This window comes from Sinorhizobium sp. 7-81, assembly GCF_030124405.1.
GTDB classification, from domain to species: domain Bacteria; phylum Pseudomonadota; class Alphaproteobacteria; order Rhizobiales; family Rhizobiaceae; genus Sinorhizobium; species Sinorhizobium psoraleae.
Genome location: NZ_JASKLT010000004.1, coordinates 182,600 through 207,650, shown reverse-complemented (window position 1 = coordinate 207,650; position 25,051 = coordinate 182,600). Strand labels below are relative to the sequence as shown.

Below are 25,051 nucleotides of genomic sequence, written 5' to 3'. Positions count from 1 at the left end.
TTCACCCGGCGCCGGATCAGCGAGCCGGATCAGCGGCTTATTGCGGCCGCATAACAAGGTGATTCAGGTGCGCGCCGTTCCGCTTTTCATCATCCTGAACATGGCTTCGCCGGCCTGGGCCCAAATCGCCTTTCGCGGCCAGACGAGGGTCAGGGATTGTTTGTAGGCGGGGGCGAGGCGGATCATCGCGGGCGGGCGATGGACGCGTGCGAGCGAGCTTTCCGGCAATATCGAGAGATAGCCGTGATGGCTGACCAGATTGATGATCACCGGGATGGAGTCAACCTCGATCAGGGTGACGCGCCGGCGCTCGCTTTCACTGAGCGTGTCTTCCAGAAAGCGCGTCGCCTCGCGTCTCAGGCCGCTCTTGGCGCTAGGCACAGCGATCGGCGTGGTGCAGAGCAGATGGGCGAAGTCGCCGCTGATTTCGGACAATGTTGCCGCGGCGCCTGCGAGCGCCAGCGGCGTCTCCGACACGAGCCGGCCTTCGAATTCATTCGGAAAGTCGGCGACGTCGAGTAGCGCGGCATCGAAGCGCCGGCTCTTCAGTCCGGCGATGAGTTCGTCCGCAGTCGTGCTTGAAATGAAGAGGTGCTGGCGAGGGCGGGCCGCATGCCAGGCGGCCGTCAGCGCCGCCAGCATGCGCGCGATCTCGCTCTCGGGACCGAGCGGCATCACCGCACCGAGACGCCATGTCGTCGCGTCGCGGCGAAAGCGGTCGTCCGATGCGCGCGTCAGGCGTCCCCAGGATTGAAGCAGTTTTTCCGCAAGCGGGAGGGCGGCAAGCGCTTCCTCGGTGCAGACCACCCCATGATAAGCGCGCTCGAACAGCCGGTACCCGAGATGGCGTTCGAGGCCCGCCATCTGACGCGTTAGCTGGGGTTGGCCGAGACCGAGCATCCGCGCGACGGATCGTATGCTGCCGTTGCGGGCGATCCTCACGAAACGATCAAGCGCGGCCAGGCTGACCGGAGGAATTAAGCCTGCCCTCCGGCGCTCAAGACCGCCGGCAAGGAGCGTTGCGGTTTCCGCTGCCTCTGCGATTTCCGCGATGCGTGCCTGGGCCTCGAGCGTCGGCACGAGCATGGCGCCTTCGCGGCGGAGCAGCGGCACGGAAATTGTCTGCTCGAAGCGCCGTACGGCGGCGCTGACGCTCGACGGCGGGCGTCCGCTGAGTTTTGCCGCACGCCGTATGCCGCCTTCACGCAGCGTCGCGTCGACAAGGACGACCGTCGCAATATCCACGATATCTACCCGCGCTTCGAACAGGGATGTCGATCTGCCCTGTTCGGATTTTGGCATCATTCGTTCCGAATTTGGGATATATCACGCATTGGCACTGTGCGCATAGCATGCTCGCAAAAGAGGTTCGTTTCGGCATGCTGCAATCGGTCAAGACCATCGTCCTGTGCGGAAAACCGCTCGACTTCGGGGTACTCGAAGAGATCGGTGTCGGGTTGGCGCGGCCCGTCGCCGACGATAGCGGCATGGACCGGGTTGCCGCCGCCCACAAGGTGGTTGCCGACCGCGTCGCCATGGGGTTGCCGGTCTATGGCTCCAACACCGGCGTCGGCTCGATGAAGGACCGCCTCTGGACGGCCGACGATCTCGCCGAATTCAACACGTCGCTCGTACGCGCCCATCACTTCGGCACGGGCGAATTCTTTGCCGCGCCGATCATTCGCAAGGCGATCGCCATCCGCGTGAACACCGCGATGCGCGGGCATACCGGATGCAGCCCCGAACTTATCAACGCCTTCCTTGCGCTTTTGGAGCGCGGAATCGTTCCGGCTGTGCGCCGCCACGGCTCGATGGGCTGCGCCGACATCGGGCTGATGGGGCAGGTGGCCTCGGTATTGACCGGTGTCGGCGACGCCTATTTCAACGGCCAGCTCATGACGGCCGAATCGGCGTTGAAAGAAGCGGGGCTAAGCCCTTTCGTCATGCGGCCGCGTGATGCGCTGGCCGCGCTGAGCGTCAATGCGATCTCCTATGCGGCCGCCGCGGATGTCCTGCGCGAGGCGGCCGCGGCGATCCGCGTCCTGCTTGTCACCGGTGTCATGTCGTCGCGCGCGCTCGGCGCCTCCGCCGATCCCTGGCTCGTTGCGGCGACGCTTTCGACCCGCGGCGAGGCGCTTGTCGGGTCCTGGCTCTACGGCCAGTCGGGCATCGCCGATTGGCCGCTGCCGACCGCGATCCACGATCCGTTGAGCCTTCGCATGACCGCCCAGGTCTTTGGCGCGGTCGTCGATACCCTGCTGGTGGCCGCCGGCCGGCTTGTCGAGGCAACCTATCTCTCGGATGACAACCCGGTGGTGCTTGGGGGGCAGGTGCATTCATCCGGCGCTTCCCTGCCATTGACGACGACGCTCTATATCGAGGCGGCGCAGGTCGCCTTCTCGCATGTGGCGCGCAATGTCTTGAACCGCTGCATCCTGCTTTCCAACGGCGGGCGGCGCAATCTCTCGGTCAATCTCGTCGCGCCCGGGGAGGTCGCCACGGGGCTCGGGCCGCTGATGAAGCTCGCGGTCGAGCTCTATATGCGCGTCCAGTCACTCGCCGTTCCCTTGTCCGCCCAATCGATCGTCGTCGCCGGTGGGCTGGAAGAGGAGGCGACCTTCCTGCCGCTGATTGTCGAGCGCATGGAAACGCAGGTCCGCGATCTCAGGCAGCTTGCGGCAATCGAGGCGATGCTGTCGGCGCAGGCGATGGATCTCGTCGGCGACGAGCCGTGGGGCGTCGTCAAGCTGGCCTACGATCGCACTCGCTCGGTCAGCCCGATCTACCTCAAGGACCGTCCGCTTTCCAAGGAGATCGAAGCGCTGCAGGCGGCGTTCACTGATCACGACCTGTCGCGCGCTTTCGTCGAGACGGCGCCGATGCCGGAATTCGACGACTTCTTTGCGCTGGCCAAATAAGCGGGCAGAGTGAACGGGAAGGGAAAGAGCAATGGCCGATTTCGATCTCGTTCTGAAAGGCACCGTCGTCCTGCCACACCGTGTTGTCGAGGGCGGACACGTGGCCGTCCGTGACGGCAAGGTCGTGCATGTCGGGCAGGGCGCTGCACCGGCGGCTCGCGAACGGCACGACCTCGGCAAGGCGCTGATCCTGCCCGGCGCGATCGATGCCCAGGTGCATTCGCTGTCGCAGAAGAATCAGGAAGACTTCATCTGGTCGACGCGCTCGGCTGCCGCTGGTGGGGTGACGACGATTGTCGACATGCCCTACGACGAGGGCAATCTCGTCTCATCGGCGGAAGCGGTCAGGCGCAAGATCGCCCACGCCGCTCCGCAGGCCCGCGTCGACTTTGCGCTCTATGGCACCATTGATCCCGAGGAGGGACCGTCGCGGATCGGCGAGATGGTGGAAGCAGGTGTTGCCGCCTTCAAGTTCTCGACATTTGGAACGGACCCGAAACGTTTTCCGCGAATTCCCGCCGGGCTATTGGAAGAGTGCTTCCGGGCTATCGCCCCGACGGGACTGACCGCCGGCGTTCACAATGAGGATGATGAGGCGGTGCGGGCCGCGATCGAAAAGGTCAAGGCAGCAGGGATCACGGACTATTGGGCCCACGGTCTTTCGCGCCCGCCGCTGACCGAGCTTCTTGCGACCAATCAGATCTACGAGACCGGTGCAGCGACCGGCTGCCCGGCGCATGTGGTGCATTGCTCGCTTGGCCGCGGCTACGAGATCGCGGCCGCCTATCGGGCGCAGGGCCATGCGGCGACGATCGAGTGCTGCATTCATTATCTGACGCTGGACGAGGAAAACGACGTGCGCCGCCTTGGCGGCAAGGCCAAGATCAACCCGCCGATCCGGCCGCGTGCGGAGGTGGAAAAACTCTGGCGGCATGTGGCCGAAGGTAATGTCACGATGGTTTCAACCGATCACGTGAGCTGGTCGGAGGATCGCAAGACCAATCCTGACATGCTTGCCAATGCTTCCGGCGTGCCGGGCCTCGAGGTGATGGTGCCGCTTTTCGTCAAGGGTGCGCTGGAGCGCGGCATTCCGCTGACGCGCGCCGCCGAGCTGATGGCGCTCAACCCCGCGCGACATTTCCGGCTTGACCATTGCAAGGGCGCGCTCGAAGCCGGCAAGGATGCGGACATCATCGTCATGACGCCGGAATTCTATGTCTATGAGGCGGCGACAAGCGGCAACAATGTCGTCGGCTGGTCTCCCTATAACGGCATTCGATTGCCGTGGCGGGTCTCCGCCACCTATCTGCGCGGACGGCTCGCCTTCGATGGCAGCCGGGTCGTGGCCGAGCCCGGTACCGGAGCGTTCGTGCGGCCGTTGCCGAGCCTGCCGCTTCAGGAGGCGCGGCAATGACTGCAACGCAAACCAATCTGCCGGTCGATGCGCGGCGCATCGCCGAGATCGTCAAAGGGCTCGCGCGTATCACCGAGCCCGATCGCCCCTATACCCGGCGGGCCTTCACCCCGCTCTTCCTCGAAGGGCGTGCCTTCCTCGAAGAGCACTTCAGGGCGGCGGGCCTCGACACGAGGATCGATGCGGCCGGTAACCTCATCGGCCGGCGCAAGGGCCGCAAGTCGGCACTCGGCACGATCATGCTCGGCTCGCATTCCGACACGGTTCCGGAGGGCGGCCGTTTCGACGGGATTGCCGGCGTCGCGGCGGCGCTCGAAGTGGCGCGATCGCTCGCGGATGCCGGCATCGAGCTCGATCACGATCTGGAGATCGTCGATTTCCTTGCCGAGGAGGTGTCGATCTTCGGCGTTTCCTGCGTCGGCAGCCGCGGCATGGCCGGGCTTATTCCGGATGGCTGGCTGAGCCGCACACACGACGAGCTGACGCTCCGCCAAGGTATCATCGAGGCCGGCGGCGATCCTTCCCGCCTGCCGTCGTTGAAGCGGTCCGACATCAAGGCGTTTCTGGAGCTGCACATCGAACAGGGGCCGGTGCTCGAGGCCGAGCGCCTCGATATCGGCGTCGTGACGGCAATCTCCGGCATAACCCGCATCGAGATCATCGTCGAGGGGCAGGCGGATCATGCGGGCACGACCCCGATGGGCCGCCGCCGCGATGCGCTTGTCGCCGCCTCACGCCTTGTGCTGGAGATCGAGAAGCTCGGCTTTGCCCACGCTGCGGGCGAGGGCCACTTCACCACGACCGTCGGCGAATTCGAGATCGAACCCAATGCCGCCAATGTCGTGCCCTCGCGGGCACGGCTCTTGATCGATGCCCGCGCGGAGCTGCGGTCGCAGATGGAGGTGTTCATCAGCGACATCGAGGCGCTTGCCGCCCGCATCGCCGAGGAAACCGGCGTCGCGATCACGCCGCCGAAGGTGATCTCCGACAATCACCCGACACCCGGAGACCCCTTGGTTCTTGCGACGCTGGAAGCGGCCTGTGGGCGCGTCGGCGCTCGACATCGGCTGATGGCTTCCGGCGCCGGACACGACACGGCCTGGATGGGCCGGATAACGAAGGCCGCGATGATCTTCATTCCCTGTCGCGACGGCCGGTCGCATGCGCCCGAGGAATGGGCGGAGAATGACGACATCGCGCTTGGCGCGGCCGTGCTGTTCGAGGCCGTGCGAAGGCTCGACGGGCAATTGCAGGAGAAGACCTAGATGGGCCGGATACTGACGGAAAAGGATGTCGAGGCGGCGGTCAAGGGCGGTTCCGTCTATGCTGCGGGCGGCGGCGGCTGGGCCGATCACGGGCGCACGCTCGGATATGCGGCCGTTTCGATCGGCAAGCCGGAACTGGTTTCGATCAACGAACTGGAGCCGGACGACTGGGTGGCGACCGCCGCTGCGATCGGCGCGCCGGCTTCGACGACGCCGTGGGAGATGCGCGGCGTCGATTACGTGAAGGCGGTTGAATTGCTGCAGGAGGCGCTCGGTGAAAAGCTCACCGGCCTGATCATAGGGCAGAACGGCAAGTCCTCGACGCTGAATGGCTGGCTGCCTTCCGCGATCCTCGGGACCAAGGTGGTGGATGCCGTGGGCGATATCCGCGCCCATCCGACGGGAGATATGGGGTCGATCGGCCTTGCCGGTTCGCCCGAACCGATGATCCAGACGGCGGTCGGGGGAAACCGTGAGGAGAACCGGTATATCGAGCTCGTGGTCCGGGGTGCGACGGCAAAGGTGTCGCCGATCCTGAGGACCGCGGCAGACATGTCAGGCGGCTTCATCGCCTCCTGCCGCAATCCTGTCCACGCGTCCTACGTCAAGGCCAATGCCGCGCTCGGCGGCATTTCCATGGCGCTGACTCTGGGAGAGGCGATTATCGCTGCGGAAGGCAAGGGCGGTAGCGCCGTAATCGATGCGATCGCAAATACCACCAACGGCTCCATTCTTGCCGAGGGAACGATCACGGATAAATCCGTCGTCTATACCAAGGAGGCCTTCGACATCGGCACGGTCACGCTCGGGAGGGGCGATGACTCAACGGTACTTCATGTAATGAACGAGTACATGGCCGTGGAAACGCCGGACGGTGCGCGCCTTGCGACCTTCCCGGATGTCATCACCACGCTGTCTCCGGAGGGCGAACCTTTAAGCGTCGGGCAGGTGCAGGTGGGCATGACGGTCTTCGTGCTGCATGTGCCGAAGTCGGTGATCCCGCTCGCTTCCAGCGTGCTCGACCCGTCCGTCTATCCGCCGGTCGAAAAGGCGATGGGGATCGAGATTGCGCGCTTCGCCCTGGCCGGGAAGCGTTGACGGGAGGGCAATGTGGCGCGCGATACCGGGCTTGAGGAACTGGTGAGGCAAGACCTCGGCGATCGGGCAGGGCTCTCCGAAAAACTGATGTTCGGTGGCTTGGCCTTTCTCCTGAACGGCAATTTGCTCTGCGGCGCCCGCGAGGATGGAATGCTGGTGCGGCTTGGCAAGGGCAACGACCACTGGGCCTTGGCGCTGCCCGGCATCGTGCAGATGGTAATGGGCGAGCGTCGGATGCACGGCTGGGTTCGTGCCGGCGCGGAAGCCTATGGTGACGACGTTTTGCGTCGGCGCCTGCTGGATGCGGCGCTCGGCTACGTGTTTTCGCTGCCGCCGAAGTGAATGAACGAGGGCGTTGTGGTTCTCCCCTCATCCGCCTGCCGGTCCCTTCTCCCCGCAGGACGGGGACAAGGGACATGCCGCGCCCTTCCAGTCCCCTCTCCCCGCTCGCGGGGAGAGGGGACTGGGTGAGGGGCAAAGACATGACCGCGACGCACAAAGGAACAACGACCATGCCGAAGCCCAATCCCCGTCACCCGAACTTTCCGATTCCCGGCGGGCCGGACCTGCGTGCCAAGGGCTGGCGGCAGGAGGCACTGCTGCGGCTGCTCGAAAACGTGCTGTCGGTCGGCGAGGATCCCGACAATCTCGTCGTCTACGCCGCGCTGGGCAAGGCGGCGCGCAACTGGCCTTCGCATCGGGCGATCGTCAAGACGCTTACCGAGATGGACGAGGACCAGACGCTGCTCATCCAGTCCGGCAAACCCGTCGGGCTGTTGAAGACCCATGCCAACGCGCCGCTCGTCATCATGGCCAACTGCAACATCGTCGGGCAATGGGCGAAGGCCGAAGTCTTCTACGAGCTTCAGCGCAAGGGGCTGATCTGCTGGGGCGGGCTGACGGCCGGCGCCTGGCAATATATCGGCAGCCAGGGGGTGATCCAGGGCACCTACGAGATCTTCATGCGCATTGCCGAGCGCCGTTTCGGCGGCGATCTTTCCGGCCGTTTCGTGCTGACCGCCGGGCTCGGCGGCATGGGTGGCGCCCAGCCGCTTGCCGGCCGCATGGCGGGGGCCGCCATTCTCTGCGTCGATATCGATCCGGAACGCGCAAAGAAGCGCCAGCAGGTCGGCTATCTTCAGGAGATCGCGCCTGACCTCGACGCGGCGCTCGCGATGATCGACGCGGCGGTCAAGGAGAAGCGGGCGCTTTCCGTGGGCCTGGTCGGCAACGCCGCGGAAATCTATCCGGAGATCGCCCGGCGCGGCATCGTTCCCGACGTGGTGACCGACCAGACCTCTGCGCATGATCTCGTCTACGGCTACGTGCCGAAGGGCATGAGCATCGACCAGATGCGGTCGCTGCGTGAAGACGGGCAGGGTCAGCTGATGGCGGCAAGCCGCGCCTCGATCGTCGAGCACGTGAAGGCGATGCTCGACTTCCAGAAAAAGGGCGCCGAGGTCTTCGACAACGGCAATCTGATCCGCACGCAGGCGCGGGAAGGGGGCGTCGCCAACGCTTTCGACATCCCGATCTTCACCGAAGCATATCTCCGGCCGCTCTTTGCCCGCGCCATCGGCCCGTTCCGCTGGATGGCGCTCTCCGGCGAAGAGAGCGACATCGCCCTGATCGACGACCTGCTCCTCGAAATGTTCCCGGAAAACCGGATCATCACCAACTGGATCCGGCTCGCGCGTGAGCACATTCCTTTCGAGGGCCTGCCGGCGCGCATCGCCTGGCTCGGCCATGGCGAACGCACCGCGCTCGCGCGGCGCGTCAATCAACTGGTGGCCAGCGGCGAGCTCAAGGGACCGATCGCGTTTTCGCGCGATCACCTCGACGCCGGCGCGATGGCGCATCCGAACATCATGACGGAGCGGATGAAGGATGGCTCGGACGCGATCGCCGACTGGCCGCTCCTCGACGCCATGCTGCTCTGCTCCTCGATGGCCGACCTTGTCGTCGTCCATTCTGGCGGCGGTGGCTATGCCGGTTACATGACGAGCTGCGGCGTGACGGTCGTTGCCGACGGCACGAAGGCGGCCGACGAGCGGCTCGACCATGCGCTGACCAACGACACGTCGCTAGGGGTCATCCGTTATGCCGATGCCGGCTATGACGAGAGTTTCGAGGAGATCGCCAGCAAGGGCATCGGCCACGTGCGGGTGTGAGGGCCTCCGCCACATGCCGACCCTCATCCCTGTGACAAGTGTTTAGCCCGGGGACATGGCGGACACTTGTCACAGGGATCCAGTGGCGCCGCGTCGGCGGCGCGGGAGACTCTGTCCTGTCCTGCAGCGAGTCATTCACGGCGCGGACGCGCCGTGGCTGGATTCCTCTGACAAGCACAGGAATGAGGAGGGGGCGGGCGGCCACGTTGCCCCATTTAAGGCCTCGCCAGCGGCATCGGAGCGATGGGCTTTAGCCGTGTGCGTCTGAAAATCAGACCACCGTCTCCCCTCCATCGACCACAAGTATCTGCCCGGTCATGTAGGAAGATCGATCCGAGACCAGGAAGAGGATCGACTCGGCGATTTCGTCGACGCTCGCCCAGCGGCCGAGCGGCACCTTCTCGCGGATATAGGCCTCGATCGCACTCCGTCCGCCCATCTGGGCGATGAAGGGTTCGTTGAAGGGCGTATCCACCCAGCCGGGGCAGAGCGCGTTCACCCTGATGCCGTATTTCGCATAGTCGCCGGCCATCTGCCGCGTCATGGCGATGACGGCGTGTTTGGTCGTCGTATAGGCGATCATCTCGCGATCGTAGAGCACGCCGGAGGAGGAGGACGTATTGACGATCACGCCGCTGCCTGCCGCCTTCATCGACGGTATGACGAGACGCGCGGCCATGAAGTGGGCGCGGACATTGAGGCTCCAGGAGCGATCGAAGCCTGCCACTTCGACTTCCTCGAGGTCGCCGGCCACCTGCGCGCCGGCATGATTATGCAGGATGTCGATGCGGCCGTGGCGGTAGAGAATGTCAGCGATGCCGTCCGATAGCGCCACGTCGTCGGTGACATCTAGTGGGAGCGCCTCGGCGCTGCCTCCCTTTGCTGTGATCGCTCCGACGGTTGCTTCAGCGGCCGCGAGGCTGCGGTCGACGACAACGACATGGGCGCCTTCGCGTGCCATGATGGCGGCGCCCGCCTGACCGATGCCGGAGCCTGCTCCGGTGACGATCGCGACCCGGTCTTTCAGGATCATTGTTTCACTCCCCGGATTTGCTTTTCTTTTCGCGCATGAGGACGCGCGCTGTCAGGATCAGGAGCAGCGAGGCGACCAGTACCAAGGTCGCGATCGCGTTGATTTCCGGCGTCACGCCGCGACGGATCGAGGCGAAGACGTAGATCGGCAGGGTCGTCTTCGAACCCGCGACGAAGAAGGCGATGATGAAATCGTCGAAGGAGAAGGTGAAGGCGAGCAGGAAGCCGGCGAGGATCGACGGCAGGATCTGCGGCAGCACGATCAGGCGGAAGGTGGTGAGTGGCATCGCGTAGAGGTCGCTCGACGCCTCGACGATGTCGCGGCCTAGGCTCGCGATCCGCGCCTTGACGATCATGGTCACCAGCGCCATCGAGAAGAGACCGTGGGCGGCGATGATAGAGCCGTAGCCGAGACCGAGCTGCGGTGGCTGATCGCTCGGCCAGATGGTTGCGAGCGCCGGATTGACAAAGGAGAAGACGGCGACCAACGCAACCAGCGTGGCAATGCCGATGACGACGCCTGGCACGACGATCGCCGCAGCGAACAGGGCATCGAAGACGGCGCGTGTGCGCGTGCCGAGCCGCTCCATCCCGAGTGCTGCCATCGTGCCGAAGATGGCGGCGAGCGCAGCACTCGTAAAGGCGATCATCAGGCTGTTTTGCAGGGCTGCGACCAAGAACGTATTGCCGAGGGCCTTGCCATACCAGGCTGTCGAGAAGCCTGTGAACTCGCTCGCATTGCGGCCGGCATTGAAGGAGAACAGCACGACCAGCGCGATCGGGGCGTAGAGAAAGAGATAGACGGAGAAGACGAAGGCGCGCATCAGACGAGATCCACCTGTCTTGTGCCGGCGACCTTCCAGGCGATCCGCATCGCCACCATCAGCACCACGACGACCACGGCGACGAGCGTGACGGCGATCGCGGACCCGAAAGGCCAGTTGCGCGATTGCAGGAAGAGGTCGACCAGCGCATTGCCGATGAAGAAGACCTTGCCGCCGCCGAGGAGCTGCGGGATCAGGTACTCGCCGAGCAGCAGGATGGTGACGAGCGCGACGCCGGTCATCACACCGGGTAGCGAAAGCGGCAAGGTGACGCCGAAGAAGGTGGAGACCGGTTTGGCGCCGAGATCGGCGGAGGCCTCCAAGAGCCGGCGGTCGAGCTTTTCCAGGCTTACATAGATCGGCATGATCATCAGCGGCAGGTAGCCATAGACGATGCCGAGCAGCACGGCGCCTGGCGTGTTCAGCATACGAACATCCTCGATGCCGATCATCGAGAGCAGATTGGGAATGCCGCGCGAACCGAGGATGTACATCCATGCGTAGGTGCGCACGAGCAGGCTTGTCCAGAACGGCACGACCACAAGCGAAACGAGGATGAGGCGATGGCGTGGGTTCGCTTTGACGGCGAGGTAATAGGCGACGGGATAGGCGACCAGCAGGCAGAGCAGGGCGCCGGCGGGCGCCAGCACCAGCGTATTCCAGAAGGCTGCCGCCCGCGTTGGCAGGTTGGCGAACTGCGCGAAGGTGAAGGCGGCCTGATAACCACCCTCCGGCGCGCGTTCGCCGAAGGCAAAGACCAGCATGGCGATGAAGGGGAGTACGAGAAAGACCGAAAGCCACGCCGCCGCCGGCGCCACCAGCGCCGCCGTCACCAGGTTTCTCTTCGTATTCATTGCCGCTTGCATGAGGTTGGTCCGTCAGAATGCACTTAGATCAAAAGCCCCTCATCCGGCCTGCCGGCCACCTTCTCCCCGCAAGCGGGGCGAAGGGGACTCGTCGCGCCGCTTCGTTTCCTCTCGTCGCTGGCGTGAAGAGGGCTCTCGCGGCTTGTCCCTTCTCCCCGTCAGAACGGGGAGAAGGTCGCGGCAGCGGGATGAGGGGCAAACGCGCCCTATTCTCGCTCACGCCGACTTGAAGCGCGCCATCAGCTCGGCGCGGCCAGGGTCGGTCAGCGTCACGGCGGCGCCGAATTCGAGCGGCGTGAGCGCCGCTTCATCCGGATAGACGATCTTGTTCGAGGTTACCTCGGCCGGCAGCAGCTTCAGGACGCGACTGTCGGTCGTCGGTGCGCCGTTGGCGATGTGTTCCTTGACGGCGTTTTCCGGCGTCATCAGGTAGTTGAGCAGCGCATAGCCGGCGGCCTTGTTGGCCGCACTCTTCGGGATCGCATAGAAATCCGACCAGATCTCGCCGCCGTCCTTGCCGAGCACGAACTGGATTTCCGGCATGTCCCGGTTGAGTTGGGCGCCGTCATTGGTCCAGCACATGGTCATCCAGGCGTCGGTCGCGCGCATCGATGGCTGGTAATCGCTGTTGATCGCATAAAGATGCGGCTTCACCTTGATCAGGAGTTCCTCGGCCTTGGCAAGTTCGTCCGGCTTGACGGAGTTGAAGGAGTAGCCGAGCGAGACGAGCGCATTGCCGATGGTGGTGAGCTGGTAGTCGTGCACCATGGCGCGGCCGTCCGCCTCGGTCATCGCCACGTCGAAGAACTCCTTCCAGCTCGTGACCGGCGCCTTGATCTTGGAAGAGTTCACCGCGATGCCGGTCGTGCCCCAGTTCTTCGGCACGGCATAGGTCTTGCCGTCGATGATGCCTTCGTTGGTGAAGCGCGCGGTCTCGGTCGAGGCGTCGTATTTCGGCAGCTTGGACATGTCCAGCTCGTCGATGAGGCCGAGCTTCACATAGGTCGATATCGTGTAGTTCGTCGGAACGAAGAGATCCCAGCCGGTGCCGCCCGCCTGGAGCTTCGCCAGCATTTCCTCGTTCGAGCCGAAGACATTGACCTCGACGGCAACGCCGGTCGCGGCCGTAAAGGCCTCGAAGGTGGCGGGGTCGTGGTAGTTCGGCCAGGTCGCGATCGACATCTGTGTGCCGAGATCGCCGGCGAGGGCGGTGGAATTAAAGAGCCCGGGCTGGCGTGCGAAGACGGCGGTCGCAAGGCCGAGGCCGGTAACGCCGAGGAAGTGCCGGCGGGTGACCGAACCGCGCTTCAGACGCATCAACTCGTCGGCAAGCTTGTCGGCGGTAATCGGGGCATTCTCTCTGTACCACTTGGTCATGATGCTGTTCCCTTATCGTTGACGTGCAGTGATGGCAGCAGATCCGGCAGCTCAGGCCGGGAAGACGTGAAGCGCGTTCGGGTCGAAGGCGAGCCCGATTCTTTCGCCGGGTTCCGCGAGATCGTTTTCGTTGAGGCTCCGGCGGTCGGCAGTCACCAGGAAGTCGCCGAGGCCATCGACCTCGACCGAATATTCGACCGACGAGCCCAGGAAGATGCGGTGCGTCACGGTGCCTTGAAGCGTCGCTCTCCCATTGCGGACGAGGCTGATCGCTTCCGGGCGGAGTGCAACCATGGCCGCGCCGAGCGTACCGTTTGCGCTCGCCGGTTTCGCAAGGCCGACGCCGTTCGCCAGCCGGATCGAATTCGTGCCCGCGTCGATCGTGGCTGCGATGCGATTGGTCTTGCCGACGAAGTCGGCGACGAAGAGGCTCGCCGGGCGGTCGTATATCTCCTCCGGCGGCCCGCTCTGGACGATGCGGCCGGTGCTCATGACGCAGACGGGATCGCTCAGGGACAGCGCCTCTTCCTGGTCGTGGGTGACCAGCACGAAGGTGATGCCGAGTTCGCGCTGCAGACTCTGGAGCTCGATCTGCATGGCCGTCCGCAGCTTCTTGTCGAGAGCGGCAAGCGGCTCGTCGAGAAGTAGCACCTTCGGCTTGTTGACAATGGCGCGGGCAAGCGCGACGCGCTGCTGCTGGCCACCGGACATTTCGTGGATGCGGCGCTTGCCGAAGCCGCCGAGGCGAACCATCTCCAGTGCCTCCTGCGCCCGGCGGGCAATTTCGTCGGCGGCGATGCGCGGGCGCATCTGCTTCAGGCCATAGGCGACGTTCTGTTCTACATCGAGGTGCGGGAACAGCGCATATTGCTGGAACACCATGTTGACCGGCCGCCGATAGGCAGGCACGCCGTTCATCGGCTGGCCCCCGACATAGACCGTGCCCTCACTCGGTTGCTCGAAGCCGCCGATCATGCGCAGGCACGTCGTCTTGCCGCAGCCGGAGGGGCCAAGCAGCGCTACGAAGGCGCCCTTGGGCACCGCGAGGTTGATGTCCGAGACTGCCGTCACGCTGCCATAGCGTTTGGCGACCGAACGGAATTCGATGTCGTTCGTCGAAGCGGATGTCACGTTTGTTCCCTGCGGTTATCTTTGGAGATCGCTTGCGGTTCTTACGCCGCTTCTTCCCGCCGCTATTACCATGCAGCCTAGTCAAAGGCGGCCGCGCCGGTATATACCCCAAGAGAGGTATTTCAACCCGGATTGCCCTGTGGAAGGAGTATACCCCGAAGCGGGAAAATCGGCCGGGAGCGCGATTTGAGTATCGACCTCGATGGACTTTTTCAGGCAGTCGCACCCTTGATCGACGGTATGCCGATGGACGATGGGGCCGTCGGCGGCGCATTTCGCCGGCTGATGTCGACGCTGATGAATTTCGACTATGTCGTCGTCTTCGCCTATCGCGGCAAGGAGCGCCCGATCGATCTCTACAGCACCTTCGACGCGAAGGACCATGTCCTCTTCGTCAGCCTCTATCAGGCCGGGCCCTATCTACTCGATCCCTTCTATCATGCCGCATGCGCACCGAAGCCTGGCGTCTGGCGGATGCGGGAGCTTGCGCCCGATCGGTTCTTCTCCAGCGAATACTATCGGACCTACTATGTTCAGACAGGGCTCGCGGAGGAGATCGGCTTCTTTGTGCCGATCAGCGATCAGATCACCGTCGTTCTCTCGCTGATGCGGCGCGAGGCGACCGGCACCTTCAGCGCGGCGGAATTCGCGCTTCTCAAGAAAGCCGAGCCGCTGGTGGCGGCGCTGGTGCGCCACCACTGGGCCGATCTCGGCCGCCGCTTCGACGCGGCGCTGGCGAAAACGGGACGGAGCCGCCGCAAGGCGTCGCATCCGCCCGCCGATGGCGTCTGGCAACATCTGAACCTGACGGATAGGGAGGCTGCGATCATCGAGCTGGTGCTCCAGGGGCATTCGTCGGAATCGATCGGCCTCAAGCTCGGCATCTCGACCGGAACGGTCAAGGTTCACCGGCGCAATGTCTATCGCAAGCTAGGCATCTCCTCGCAGACCCAGCTTCTTTCGCTCTACATCAAGAATCTCGGCCATTGAGGCGTTACACGCGTTTCGACGCCATTTCAAATGTGCGGCCTTGACTGGTTTCCGATGAATAATCGAGGATGGTCGCATTCCCTTCTGCATGTCTCCTTGAATCGGAACCGATTTAAGGAGGAAACGCGCAGCAATTCAAAGTGCTACAGCGATCTTTGCGCGTCTGAAAGGACGCACGGCGCCGTAGAAGAGCCGGAGCGCTTCAATGTCCGAGAGCCCGCGGCCCAAGCCGCATTCGATTGCCCATCATGTCGCCAGGATGAGCGGGCGGGATCCGCACGAGGGGCATCGCGCCGCCACGCCGCTGGAGCTGCTCTTCGACCTGACCTTCGTCATCGCTTTCAGTCTTGCTGCCGCGCAGCTCGCTCATCTCCTCGCCGAGGGACATTTCAAAGCCGGTCTGATCGGCTTCGGCTTCGCGAGTTTCGCGATCTGCTGGGCCTGGGTGAATTTCTCCTGGTTCGCTTCCGCCTATGATACCGACGATTGGGCATTTCGCTGCGTGACCATGGTGCAGATGGCCGGCGTCCTCATTCTCGCCATCGGGCTGCCGCCGATGTTCGATTCGATCGACAAGGGAGAATATCTCGACAATCGCATCATGGTGCTAGGCTATGTCGTGATGCGGATCGCCATGGTGTTTCAGTGGCTCAGGGCGGCCCGACAGGATCCGCCCCGTCGTAAGGCCTGCACCACCTACGCCACAGCGGTCTCCATCGCCCAGATTGGCTGGATCGTGCTGATCTTCATCGATTTCTCCCTGCTGGTGACGCTTGCGTTCGTGGTCGTGCTGACGGCGATCGAAATGGCGGGGCCAGTGATCGCGGAGTCGCGGCAGGGCGGAACGCCGTGGCATGCGCACCACATCGCCGAGCGCTACGGCCTGCTCGCCATCATCGCGCTCGGCGAAGGGGTGGTCGGAACGGTCGCCTCGGTCACGGCGGTGGTCGAGGGGCAGGGATGGAACCTTGACGTGGCGCTTGTCTGCATCGCCGGTACCGGCCTGACCTTCGGCATGTGGTGGATCTATTTCACGCTCCCGAGCGCGGAAATCCTTCACAAGTTTCGCAAGCGCGCCTTCGTCTGGGGTTACGGGCACATGCTGATCTTCGCCGCAATCGTGGCGACGGGCGCCGGGCTGCACGTCGCTGCCTACTATATCGAGCACAAGGCGCATATCTCGTCCGTCGCGACGGTGTTGACCGTTGCCGTTCCCGTCGCGGTCTACATAGGCTTGATCTACGCCATGTACGTCTATCTGGTCAGAGCGATGGAGCGTCGCCACGTCTGGCAGTTCTGCGCGACGGTCCTCGTGCTGGCCGCATCGGTGGGGGCGGCAATGGCGGGCATCGACATGGCGATCTGCCTTATCATCCTGATGTTCGCGCCGGTGATCACCGTCATAGGTTACGAACGCGCCGGCCATCGGCATAAAGCTCGGGCACTCGAACGCGCGCTCGGTGGCGGGCAGAGCGCGCATTGAGGTCCTGCTTCGGCATGCAATTGCCTAAGTCGCATCAAGGCTTTGCGTGAGGCGCCTGACGATCCGATTCAAGCGCTTCACGAGGCGATTCAACAGCGCTTACCACGTCTTGCTGAGCTTTAGCGTGATCGTCCGGCCTTCACCGTAGCCGCAGGTAAGGAGTCCCTGGCATCCTTTGACATATTCCTTGTCGAAGAGGTTGGCGACGTTGAGCGAGGCGGCCCAATCGTTCTTCTCATAGCGGATCGCAGCATCGACGAGGGTGGCGTCCGGCACCTTCTTCGTATTTTCCGCATCTGCCCAGGATTCGCCCTGGTAACGGACGCCTGCGCCGAGGCTCATGCCTTCGAACGCACCGCTGGTCACCGTGTAGTCGAGCCACAGGGCAGCCTGCGTTTCGGGTATGAGATAGGGCGACTTGCCGAGCAGCGACGGGTTGGTGTCTTCCGTGATCTCGAGATCGGTATAGCTGAAAGCGGAAATGACCTTCCAGTTCTCATCAAGGTTGATCTTGCCTTCAAGCTCGACTCCACGGGAGCGCACCTCGCCGAGTTGGGTGGAGACCCCAAGGATGGGCTCAGTCACCTGGACGTTCTGCTTGGTTATCTCGAAGATGGAGGCGGTGAACAATCCGTCGATAAACGTCGGCTCGTATTTGATTCCCGCTTCATACTGGTAGCCTTCTTCGGGCTTCAGAGGCACCAAAGTCGTGACCGCAGGATCAGGGTTCGAGTCGCGTGAGCCCACGAGAGGGTTGAAGAAGGTCGCGACGCTCACATAGGGCGTGAAGCCGTTGTCGAACTCGTAAGCGAGGCCGGCCCGGCCGCTGAGCGCGCCGTCGTCATATCCGAAGTTGGAAGCTCCGGCCCAGGCCGTAGCGCCGTTCTTGAGGTCGGTATCGACATAGTCGTAGCGCCCATTGAGCGTTACGAGCCAGCCGTCGCCGAAGCGTACCTGATCCTGGGCATAGATGCCGATCTGCTGCTGTGTGAAGACCTGGTTGACATAGACGGCCGTCGGCCCCTGGGGCACACCGTAGACCGGATCGGTGGGGCTGATCGGCGTAGCGCCTCCCGATGCCCCGATGTGATCGAGGCGGTAGTATTTGTAGTCGAGCCCGGCGAGGAAAGTGTGATTCGTGGCGCCGAGATCGAAATCTGTCTCCGCCCGGTTGTCGATCGAGAAGCTGTCGACCTTCGACGTCGCCTCGAAGCCGATGCGGTTCAGAAGGTAGTCCGGACCGATGGGCTCGACATTGCCAAAGCCCGGGCCGACATAGCCGTAGGGGTATGGGTACCGCTCGTGCTTGTGCAGATGGGCGTAGCGCGCGTTCTGGGTAAAGGTCCAGCCATTGTCGAAATCGTGCTTGAACTCATAACCGAGCATCTGCTGGGCATAGGTTCCCTCGTCGATATCGGGTTCGCCGAAGTAGGCATCCCGGTCGATCTTGCCGAAGGGGGCGTCGACCACCGTTCCAACATAGGGCAGGAAGCCGTTGCCGACATGGATCTGGTCAAGCCCTTGCAGCAGTCCGAATACCGTCAGGCTGGTCGCGTCATCAGGGGCATAGGTCACTTGCGGCAGGATGAAGCCCCGCAGGTCTTCGGAGAAATCCGAGTAATTGTCGCCGCCGGCGATCTTGCCGGTCAGACGGTAGCGAACGGTCCCATCTTCGGTCAGCCGGTCGTTGACATCGAAGCCGGTGAAGGCGTTGCCATCACTGTTGATGCCAACTTCCGTGTAGTAGAGCGGCTCGTCAAGCGGCCGCTTGCTGATCAGATTGATGATGCCGCCCGGATTGGCGCCGCCATAGAGCACGGAGGCCGGCCCCTTCAGCACCTCGATCCGCTCCAGCATGAAGGGGTCGATCTGGAAGTTGCCGAATGCGTAGCTGAAGAGGGAGAGCCCGTCGAGAAAAACGCCGGTCTGTGCCGCATCGAAGCCGCGGATATAGAACCAGTCCGTATCGGCGTCGACGCCGAAGGGCGCGGCCATGACGCCGGGCGTATAGCGCAAGGCTTCATCGACCTTGTTGACCACGGCGCGATCGTCCATTTCCTCGCGACCGACGACGGAGACCGACTGGGGGATTTCGCTCAGCGGCGTGGCGGTCTTCGACCCGGTTGCGGTCGCCTTGGCCACGTACCCGTCAACCGGGCCGGTGGCGCTGCCGTTCGCCTGCGCCCCGCCTTCGACCACCAATCTTTCAAGCTCGGTGGCGCTGCCGTCCTGAGCCTGCGCCGTACTGGCGATCAGCAGTGCGGCAAATGCCGCCCCGCCTGCCAATAGGTCCTTCAAACGCGCCCCGCTGCCATTGCTTTGCATCGTACTTCTGCCCCGAAATCAGCCGTCCGGCGCCCCGTCCCCGGAGAACGCGGCACGGCCAGTCTTCACCTTGATAAGATGAGCGTTTATCTCAAGTATGCCGGCCGGGCTTGTCCGGACTCTGGAAAATTGAACGATCCTGGGCAAATTTCGCACCGCACACAGGCAGCGCGGGCACTATCTCGTCAGGAGAGACGGCTCTTTTTCCAGAGCGCCGGCGTCGTGCCGACCGTCTTGCGGAACACGCGGGTGAAGTGTGCCTGATCGGCGAAACCTGTTTCCGCCGCCACTGTGGTCAGCGATGCGTTGTTCTCAAGCAGCATCTCTTTTGCGCGTTCGATCCGGGCGCTTGTCTGCCACTGATGCGGCGCCATGCCGGTCGATGCCTTGAAGGCGTGGCTGAAATGCGATTGCGATAGGCCGGTGAGGTTCGCCAGTTCTTCCAGCCGGACGTTGCGGGCGACGTTCTCCCCGATGTAGTCCACCGCGCGGCGCAGCTGCCAGGCCGCCAGCTGGCTGCGCTTGCGACCGGCGCTCCGGTTGATCTTCATCAGGTCGATGAACAGCGCCAGCGTCAGCCCGTCGCCGTAGAGGTCGTGCAGCGGCTGCGGATTGAGGCATTCGGCGGCGATCAATTCTGCAAGCTGGAGAAAACGAGGGTCCTGGAACATCAGCCGCGGCGTTTCGATCGCGCTGGGGTGGAGATCTTCCATCAGGCGGCGGCTGAGCACATCGACATCGAAATGCAGGTCGAGATGCCGCAGGTATTGGATATCGACGACATCGGTCCAGAGCTCCACGCCGGCCGGTATGTAGGAGAGGGCCTGCCGATGATAGTTCTGGACGGTGCTTCTGCCGTTCGAGGCTAGCTTGACGCGGCAATTGCCTCCGCCCCTGGCGTCGAGCACGATAAACATACGCGGATCTTCCGCGACGTAATATCCTCCGGCGTGAGGAACGCACTCGACATCCCACACATCGGCGACAACGCCGTTCCAATGACGCCGGTGCAGCCCGCCTATGACAGAGAAACCGCTGATCTTGTTTTGCATGCGCGGCTGAAATGTCATCGTCGCATTCCCGTGAGCAGGGGCCTTCGGCCCCGGCGCAGTTCTTAATCTTTCATCTTATAGTCAAGTTTCCATACTGCAGGAGATCGGGATTTTCAATCGCGCCGATTGCGTTGCATCGCTCCGATTCAATGAAACATGCAGCAGGGGCACGACCGCCGCCGGTCGCGCCCCTGCTCATGACTGCAAAGGTCGTTGTCAGGCGTCGATCAATGCGAGCTTGGCGCGGGCGTCGAGGATCTGGGCGCAGGCATTGGCGGCCTCTTCGCCCTTGACGACGAAATGGTCGCGGAAGAAGGCGATCAGGGGTTCGCTTTCCTGGAAGTTGTGCGGGGTGAGCACGGCGGAAAGAACCGGCACATCAGTGTCGAGCTGCACCCGCATCATGCCGTCGAGCACGGTGCCGGCGACGAAGTCGTGGCGATAGATGCCGCCGTCGACCACGAAGGCCGTACCGAGAATCGCCGAATAGCGGCCGGTCCTGGCGAGCGTCTGTGCATGAAGCGGGATTTCGAGAGCACCCGGGACGTCGAAGATCTCGACGTCGGCCGCATTGCCCCCGAGCTTCGCCCACTGCGCGACGAAAGCATCGACACACCGGTCGACGATATCGGCGTGCCAGCGGGCGCGGACGATTGCAATTCTGGCGGAGGGTTGGGAAAGAATGGTCATGGTCTCAAGCCTTTCAGGGTTTGGCGTTTTTCCAATGATCCCGTCGGGCGAACATGCACGCGCGGAGAGCCCGGAAGGGACTCCGCTCCTGCTTGCTCTCTTCCATCCGGACTGTAACCGTCGGCTCCGGAGTTCGACCGGATCTGCTGACCTTCGAACAACTTTGTGCGTCCAATTGGACACGCGGCTTCCGAAGCGCTCGCGGGCTTCGATCGGATGATCGCTACCGCCGGTGGGGAATTTCGCCCCGCCCTGAGAACGCTTGCGACTATATAGAACGGCCGGTGGCGGTCAAACGCGCGCAACGACGCGGAAGCGAAAAAACGCGACAGATTTTTCGAAAGCGGGCGTGTTGCCGAACAATTCATTCCGGCAATCAGCGGCCCCTATTCACGGATGACGAGCAGGTCCTTGGCGGCGAAGCGCAGGGTGACGTTTTCACCCGAGACCGGCAGCGTGAGACCGGGGTCGTTGAACGTGTCGACTGAGATGATGTCGCTGCCGACACGCAGTCTTGTCCGGATGACCGAGCCGAGGAAGCTCGTGGAGACGACTTCGCCGATAAGCGCGGTATCGCCCCTGGCGCCTTCGGCAATCGAGCCCGCTTCCGGGCGCAGTGCAAGCGAGATGCTGTCGCCGCCCTTCAGGCCGGCGATCGACTCCTTCAGCGAAATCCTCTGGCCGCCAATGGTGACTGCGCCGGCGGAGGGGTCTGCGACCTTGCCCTCGATGATGTTCAGCGTGCCGACGAAAGACGCGACGAAACGGGTTGCCGGCGTGTTGTAGATCTCGAAGGGGGTGCCGATCTGGTCGGCGTGGCCGGCGTTCATGACGACGATGCGGTCGGAGATCGACAGCGCCTCCTCCTGGTCGTGCGTCACGAAGACGGTGGTAATGCCGAGCTGCTGCTGGATCTGCCGGATCTCTTCGCGCAGCGACACGCGGATCTTTGCGTCGAGGGCGGAGAGGGGCTCGTCGAGCAGCAGCACTTGCGGCTTGACCGCAAGCGCGCGGGCAAGCGCCACGCGTTGCTGCTGGCCGCCGGATAATTGATAGGGGAAGCGGTCCGCCAGGTGCTCGAGCTTGATGAGCCCGAGCATCTGCTTCACCCGTTGATCAATTTCCGCTTTGGAAGCGCCCGCGACCTTGAGGCCGAAGGCGACGTTGTCATGCACGTTCATGTTCGGGAACAGCGCATAGGCCTGAAACACCATGCCGATATTGCGCTGGTTCGGCTTCAGTGAGCCCTGGTTCTTGCCGTCGATGATGACGGAGCCGCCGGACGGGGTCTCGAAGCCGGCAATCATCCGCAGGATCGTGGTCTTGCCGCAGCCGGAGGGCCCGAGAAAGGAAACGAACTCGCCCTTGTTGATGCCCATGTTGAAGTTGTGCACGACCTGAACCGGGCCGAAGGACTTCTGGATGTTGGTCAGTGTCAGGAATGCCATGTGATCAAGCCTTGGCCGGAGCGGATTTCTGGAAACGGGAGACGAGCTGGATCAGACCCATGCTGAGCCATGTGATGGCAAACGCGATAACGGCGAGCGCGGAGGGTTCGTAGGCCTTGTTGGCTCCGACGAGCTGCAGGTACGGGCCGAATGCCGGTCGGTTGAGCAGCGCTGCCATGGTGAACTCACCCATCACGATCGCGAAGGTGATGAAGGAGCCGGACAGCACGCCGCTCATCACGTTCGGGAAGATGCAGCGGAAGAGGATCGTCGGCCATTTGGCGCCAAGGCTCTCGGCCGCTTCCGTCAGCGTCCTGACGTCGATCGCCCGCATAGCTGTATCGACCGCGCGATACATGTAGGGAAGCGACAGCGTCATGTAGGAAAACATCAGGAGCGCATTCGTCCCCGAGGTCGAGCCGGTCAGCGGCAGCACCGAGGAGGAGTTGTAAAGGCGCAGATAGCCGAAGACGATGACGATCGCCGGAATGACGAGCGGCAGCAGCGTGATGAATTCGACGACCGGGCGGACCTGCGGCAGGCGCAGCCGCACCCAGTAGGCGGTCGGCACGACGAGCAGCATGCCGAAGATGATGGTCAACAGCGCCATCAGCATCGAATAGCCGAAGGTCTCGCGGAACTGGATATCAGCGAAAACCGACTGGTAGGCGTCGAAGGAATATTCGCCGCGGCGCATGCGCAGCGAGAATTCCAGTGTGCCGAGCAGCGGAATGATGAAGTAGCTCGCTCCGATGGCGATGGCGATCCAGGCGCCGAGGCGTTGTGCTTTCATTTCTGCCACCGTTCGGCGCGCATCCGCAGCCAGATGTAGAGAATGTTGGAGATGCCGGTGATGACGATCATGCCGAGCGCCAGCGCATAGCCAAGATTGGGGTTGTGCAGCACGTCGCCGCGGATCTGCGCATAGAGCAGGATCGGCACGATGTTGAGCGAGCTGCCGGTCAGCGCGTAAGCCGTTGCGATGGCGCCGAAGGCGTTGGCGAAAAGTAGAAGCGTCGTGCCGAGCAAGCTCGGCCAGAGGATCGGCAGGGCCACCATGCGCCAGTATTGCCACGTCGAGGCGCCGAGGATCTCGGAGGCTTCACGCCACTCCTTCTTCAAGCCATCGAGCGCCGGCGTCAGGATGAGCACCATCAGCGGGATCTGGAAATACATGTAGGTGATGGTGAGACCGAAGAAACTCAGGAGATTGAAACCGGTCGAGTAGAGATTGAAGCCGAACCAGTCGCGCAGGAAAACCGTGACAAGGCCGGTCCGGCCGAGCGTCGCCAGAAAGGCAAAGGCGAGCGGCACGCCGGCGAAGTTCGAGGCGACGCCGGAAAAGGTGAGAAGGCCGGACCGGACCCAGGTCGGCACGCCGCCGAGCACGACAGCCCAGGCGAGGAAGAAGCCGATCAGCGCTCCCCCGAGCGACGAAGCGACCGATACCCGGATCGAGATCCAGTAGGCGCTGAGGATCGAGGGCGTGAAGAGATCGGCGAGGTTCTTGAAGGTGAATTCGCCTTCCGGCGTCAGGAAGGCGCCGGTAACGAGATAGAGTGTCGGCACCACCAGGAACATGAGCGCGAAAATCATGAAGGGCGCAATGCCGAGCCAATCGATGATGGCGCGTCTGCTGATCAAGGGCGTTGCAACGGTGCTCATTTGGTTCGGTTGTCCCGGCATCGGAAAAGAAATGCCTCCCCGCCCACTGCATGGCTCCTTAAATCGGAACGATTTAGGACAAAGCCATGCAGCATTCAAAGTGCCACGGCGACCTTTGCGTTTGACAAGACGCACGGCGCTGTAGATCGCGGGGAGGCGATGACAGTGATTACTGCACGTTGGCGCCGACGACGCTGTCCCACTTGGTGGTGATCGCCTCCTTGCCGGCTGCCTGCTCTTCGAGCGTCGGGAAGACGGCCTTTTCATAGGCCGCTGCCGGCGGCAGCTTGTCGAGCATCTCCTGCGGGATCTTGCCGTTCTTGGCGAGATCGTTGAAGCGGATCGGATGGCAATAGCCCTTCAGCCAGCCGAGTTGGCCTTCGTCCGAATAGAGGTATTCCATCCAGAGCTTGGCAGCGTTCGGATGCGGAGCGAAGGCCGAGATCGCCTGCACGTAGACGCCGGCGACGACGCCCGAAGCCGGAACGACGACTTCGACCGGCGGGTTGCCATTGAGGCTGTCGCGCCAGGAGAGGCCGTTATAGTCCCAGGCGATGATGATCGGGGTGGAGCCTTGCGCCAGCGAGGCGGACTTGCCGATGACCGGAACGAAGTTGCCAGCCTTGTTGACTTCGGCGAAGAAGGCGAGGCCGGCTTCGCCAGCCTTTGCAGCGTCCTTTTCGCCGGCAGCGAGACCGGCTGCGTAGACGGCCTGCACAGCCTGATTGGACGCACGCGGATCACCGGCCATGGCGATCGAGTTCGCGTAGTCCGACTTCTTGAGATCGGCCCAATCCTTCGGCACTTCCTTGACGATATCGGTGTTCACCACGAAGGACAGAACACCGTAATAATCGCCGTACCAGAAGCCTTCAGGATCCTTGGCGCTATCCGGGATCGTGTCCCAGGTCGAGACCTTGTAGGGCTGGATGAGGCCTTCGGCCTTGGCCGACGGACCGAAGGACAGACCGACGTCGATCACGTCGGGCGCCTGCGGGCCGGTGTTGCCCTTGTTGGCCTTGATGGCTTCGATTTCGTCACCCGAACCTGCGTCCGGGTTCAGTTCGTTGACCTCCAGGCCGTACTTGGCCTTGAAGCCGGCGATCACGTCGCCGTATCCGCACCAGCTGTGCGGAAGGGCGATGGTGGTCAGCGTGCCTTCCTTCTTGGCGGCGGCGATGAGCTCCTCGCTCGGCTCGGCGACGGCAATCGCCGTCGTTGCGAGCAGCATGGCGCTGGAAAGCGAGAGCAGGCGTTGAGTCTTTGAAATCACTGACGTTCTCCTTGTGTGCTTTCAACTAA

The 25,051-nt window shown here is 63.1% G+C and carries 21 protein-coding genes and 1 riboswitch; of the genes, 8 read left to right on the top strand and 13 right to left on the bottom strand.

Annotated elements, in window-relative coordinates; genetic code table 11:
- Positions 1–63: 63 nt before the first annotated feature.
- Entirely contained in the window at positions 64–1,302 is a 1,239-nt protein-coding gene (locus QN224_RS16905) for a LysR family transcriptional regulator (RefSeq protein WP_283977633.1), read from the bottom strand.
- Between the two features lie 50 nt (positions 1,303–1,352).
- Between QN224_RS16905 and QN224_RS16900 the strand changes: the two genes are divergently transcribed.
- From QN224_RS16900 to QN224_RS16875, 6 genes are all read left to right on the top strand, one after another.
- Complete coding sequence (locus QN224_RS16900; protein WP_269282153.1) at positions 1,353–2,918, top strand: aromatic amino acid lyase; 1,566 nt, start codon at positions 1,353–1,355, stop codon at positions 2,916–2,918.
- A 31-nt stretch (positions 2,919–2,949) separates the two neighbouring features.
- Positions 2,950–4,332 (top strand): dihydroorotase family protein, encoded by a 1,383-nt coding sequence (locus QN224_RS16895; RefSeq protein WP_283977632.1) that lies wholly within the window; start codon positions 2,950–2,952, stop codon positions 4,330–4,332.
- Positions 4,329–5,597, top strand: coding sequence for a Zn-dependent hydrolase (locus tag QN224_RS16890; protein WP_283977631.1), 1,269 nt, complete (start codon positions 4,329–4,331; stop codon positions 5,595–5,597). Before QN224_RS16895 ends, QN224_RS16890 begins: the two co-directional genes overlap by 4 nt.
- Positions 5,598–6,695 (top strand): DUF917 domain-containing protein, encoded by a 1,098-nt coding sequence (locus QN224_RS16885; RefSeq protein ID WP_283977630.1) that lies wholly within the window; start codon positions 5,598–5,600, stop codon positions 6,693–6,695.
- 12 nt (positions 6,696–6,707) lie between these two features.
- Positions 6,708–7,037, top strand: a complete 330-nt coding sequence (locus QN224_RS16880) for a TfoX/Sxy family protein (RefSeq protein WP_283977629.1) — start codon at positions 6,708–6,710, stop codon at positions 7,035–7,037.
- A gap of 170 nt (positions 7,038–7,207) precedes the next feature.
- Positions 7,208–8,866, top strand: coding sequence for a urocanate hydratase (locus QN224_RS16875; RefSeq protein WP_283977628.1), 1,659 nt, complete (start codon positions 7,208–7,210; stop codon positions 8,864–8,866).
- Between the two features lie 271 nt (positions 8,867–9,137).
- Here QN224_RS16875 and QN224_RS16870 read toward each other — a convergent pair whose 3' ends face one another.
- The 5 genes from QN224_RS16870 to QN224_RS16850 all read right to left on the bottom strand — a co-directional run bounded on the left by QN224_RS16870 (position 9,138) and on the right by QN224_RS16850 (position 14,096).
- Positions 9,138–9,899, bottom strand: a complete 762-nt coding sequence (locus QN224_RS16870) for an SDR family oxidoreductase (RefSeq protein ID WP_283977627.1) — start codon at positions 9,897–9,899, stop codon at positions 9,138–9,140.
- A gap of 4 nt (positions 9,900–9,903) precedes the next feature.
- Positions 9,904–10,722: an ABC transporter permease gene (locus QN224_RS16865; RefSeq protein WP_283977626.1), complete on the bottom strand. Its 819-nt coding sequence runs from the start codon at positions 10,720–10,722 to the stop codon at positions 9,904–9,906.
- Complete coding sequence (locus QN224_RS16860) at positions 10,722–11,588, bottom strand: ABC transporter permease (protein WP_283977625.1); 867 nt, start codon at positions 11,586–11,588, stop codon at positions 10,722–10,724. Before QN224_RS16860 ends, QN224_RS16865 begins: the two co-directional genes overlap by 1 nt.
- Before the next feature lie 216 nt (positions 11,589–11,804).
- On the bottom strand, positions 11,805–12,965 hold the full coding sequence (locus QN224_RS16855; protein ID WP_283977624.1) for a spermidine/putrescine ABC transporter substrate-binding protein: 1,161 nt from the start codon (positions 12,963–12,965) through the stop codon (positions 11,805–11,807).
- 51 nt (positions 12,966–13,016) lie between these two features.
- Positions 13,017–14,096, bottom strand: coding sequence for an ABC transporter ATP-binding protein (locus QN224_RS16850; protein WP_283977623.1), 1,080 nt, complete (start codon positions 14,094–14,096; stop codon positions 13,017–13,019).
- A 186-nt stretch (positions 14,097–14,282) separates the two neighbouring features.
- Between QN224_RS16850 and QN224_RS16845 the strand changes: the two genes are divergently transcribed.
- Entirely contained in the window at positions 14,283–15,086 is an 804-nt protein-coding gene (locus QN224_RS16845) for a LuxR C-terminal-related transcriptional regulator (RefSeq protein WP_283977622.1), read from the top strand.
- 205 nt (positions 15,087–15,291) lie between these two features.
- Complete coding sequence (locus QN224_RS16840; protein ID WP_283977621.1) at positions 15,292–16,569, top strand: low temperature requirement protein A; 1,278 nt, start codon at positions 15,292–15,294, stop codon at positions 16,567–16,569.
- Between the two features lie 99 nt (positions 16,570–16,668).
- Here the strand turns inward: QN224_RS16840 and QN224_RS16835 are convergent, their stop codons facing one another.
- The 7 genes from QN224_RS16835 to QN224_RS16805 form a co-directional block, all read right to left on the bottom strand.
- Positions 16,669–18,894, bottom strand: coding sequence for a TonB-dependent siderophore receptor (locus QN224_RS16835; RefSeq protein ID WP_283977620.1), 2,226 nt, complete (start codon positions 18,892–18,894; stop codon positions 16,669–16,671).
- 185 nt (positions 18,895–19,079) lie between these two features.
- Positions 19,080–19,964: an AraC family transcriptional regulator gene (locus QN224_RS16830; RefSeq protein WP_283977619.1), complete on the bottom strand. Its 885-nt coding sequence runs from the start codon at positions 19,962–19,964 to the stop codon at positions 19,080–19,082.
- Between the two features lie 198 nt (positions 19,965–20,162).
- The gene (locus QN224_RS16825) at positions 20,163–20,636 is read right to left on the bottom strand and encodes a 6,7-dimethyl-8-ribityllumazine synthase (protein WP_283977618.1); all 474 of its coding nucleotides are present in this window, start codon (positions 20,634–20,636) and stop codon (positions 20,163–20,165) included.
- Positions 20,637–20,726: 90 nt separating this feature from the next.
- Positions 20,727–20,900: riboswitch (FMN riboswitch) on the bottom strand.
- 122 nt (positions 20,901–21,022) lie between these two features.
- Positions 21,023–22,084: an ABC transporter ATP-binding protein gene (locus QN224_RS16820; protein WP_283977617.1), complete on the bottom strand. Its 1,062-nt coding sequence runs from the start codon at positions 22,082–22,084 to the stop codon at positions 21,023–21,025.
- A 4-nt stretch (positions 22,085–22,088) separates the two neighbouring features.
- Positions 22,089–22,877, bottom strand: coding sequence for an ABC transporter permease (locus QN224_RS16815; protein WP_283977616.1), 789 nt, complete (start codon positions 22,875–22,877; stop codon positions 22,089–22,091).
- The gene (locus QN224_RS16810) at positions 22,874–23,749 is read right to left on the bottom strand and encodes an ABC transporter permease subunit (protein WP_173509708.1); all 876 of its coding nucleotides are present in this window, start codon (positions 23,747–23,749) and stop codon (positions 22,874–22,876) included. The genes QN224_RS16815 and QN224_RS16810 overlap by 4 nt, the downstream gene beginning before the upstream one ends.
- Positions 23,750–23,918: 169 nt before the next feature.
- Complete coding sequence (locus tag QN224_RS16805; RefSeq protein ID WP_269282169.1) at positions 23,919–25,022, bottom strand: ABC transporter substrate-binding protein; 1,104 nt, start codon at positions 25,020–25,022, stop codon at positions 23,919–23,921.
- Positions 25,023–25,051 lie beyond the last annotated feature (29 nt).

What these genes read in the sequence shown, in the direction of transcription:
- QN224_RS16810 (WP_173509708.1), bottom strand. Translation starts at nt 23,749, where the DNA reads ATGAGCACCGTTGCAACGCCCTTGATCAGCAGACGCGCCATCATCGAT.
- QN224_RS16885 (WP_283977630.1), top strand. Translation starts at nt 5,598, where the DNA reads ATGGGCCGGATACTGACGGAAAAGGATGTCGAGGCGGCGGTCAAGGGC.
- QN224_RS16835 (WP_283977620.1), bottom strand. Translation starts at nt 18,894, where the DNA reads ATGCAAAGCAATGGCAGCGGGGCGCGTTTGAAGGACCTATTGGCAGGC.
- QN224_RS16860 (WP_283977625.1), bottom strand. Translation starts at nt 11,588, where the DNA reads ATGCAAGCGGCAATGAATACGAAGAGAAACCTGGTGACGGCGGCGCTG.
- QN224_RS16890 (WP_283977631.1), top strand. Translation starts at nt 4,329, where the DNA reads ATGACTGCAACGCAAACCAATCTGCCGGTCGATGCGCGGCGCATCGCC.
- QN224_RS16895 (WP_283977632.1), top strand. Translation starts at nt 2,950, where the DNA reads ATGGCCGATTTCGATCTCGTTCTGAAAGGCACCGTCGTCCTGCCACAC.
- QN224_RS16855 (WP_283977624.1), bottom strand. Translation starts at nt 12,965, where the DNA reads ATGACCAAGTGGTACAGAGAGAATGCCCCGATTACCGCCGACAAGCTT.
- QN224_RS16875 (WP_283977628.1), top strand. Translation starts at nt 7,208, where the DNA reads ATGCCGAAGCCCAATCCCCGTCACCCGAACTTTCCGATTCCCGGCGGG.
- QN224_RS16820 (WP_283977617.1), bottom strand. Translation starts at nt 22,084, where the DNA reads ATGGCATTCCTGACACTGACCAACATCCAGAAGTCCTTCGGCCCGGTT.
- QN224_RS16905 (WP_283977633.1), bottom strand. Translation starts at nt 1,302, where the DNA reads ATGCCAAAATCCGAACAGGGCAGATCGACATCCCTGTTCGAAGCGCGG.
- QN224_RS16870 (WP_283977627.1), bottom strand. Translation starts at nt 9,899, where the DNA reads ATGATCCTGAAAGACCGGGTCGCGATCGTCACCGGAGCAGGCTCCGGC.
- QN224_RS16865 (WP_283977626.1), bottom strand. Translation starts at nt 10,722, where the DNA reads ATGCGCGCCTTCGTCTTCTCCGTCTATCTCTTTCTCTACGCCCCGATC.
- QN224_RS16825 (WP_283977618.1), bottom strand. Translation starts at nt 20,636, where the DNA reads ATGACCATTCTTTCCCAACCCTCCGCCAGAATTGCAATCGTCCGCGCC.
- QN224_RS16900 (WP_269282153.1), top strand. Translation starts at nt 1,353, where the DNA reads ATGCTCGCAAAAGAGGTTCGTTTCGGCATGCTGCAATCGGTCAAGACC.
- QN224_RS16815 (WP_283977616.1), bottom strand. Translation starts at nt 22,877, where the DNA reads ATGAAAGCACAACGCCTCGGCGCCTGGATCGCCATCGCCATCGGAGCG.
- QN224_RS16840 (WP_283977621.1), top strand. Translation starts at nt 15,292, where the DNA reads ATGTCCGAGAGCCCGCGGCCCAAGCCGCATTCGATTGCCCATCATGTC.
- QN224_RS16830 (WP_283977619.1), bottom strand. Translation starts at nt 19,964, where the DNA reads ATGACATTTCAGCCGCGCATGCAAAACAAGATCAGCGGTTTCTCTGTC.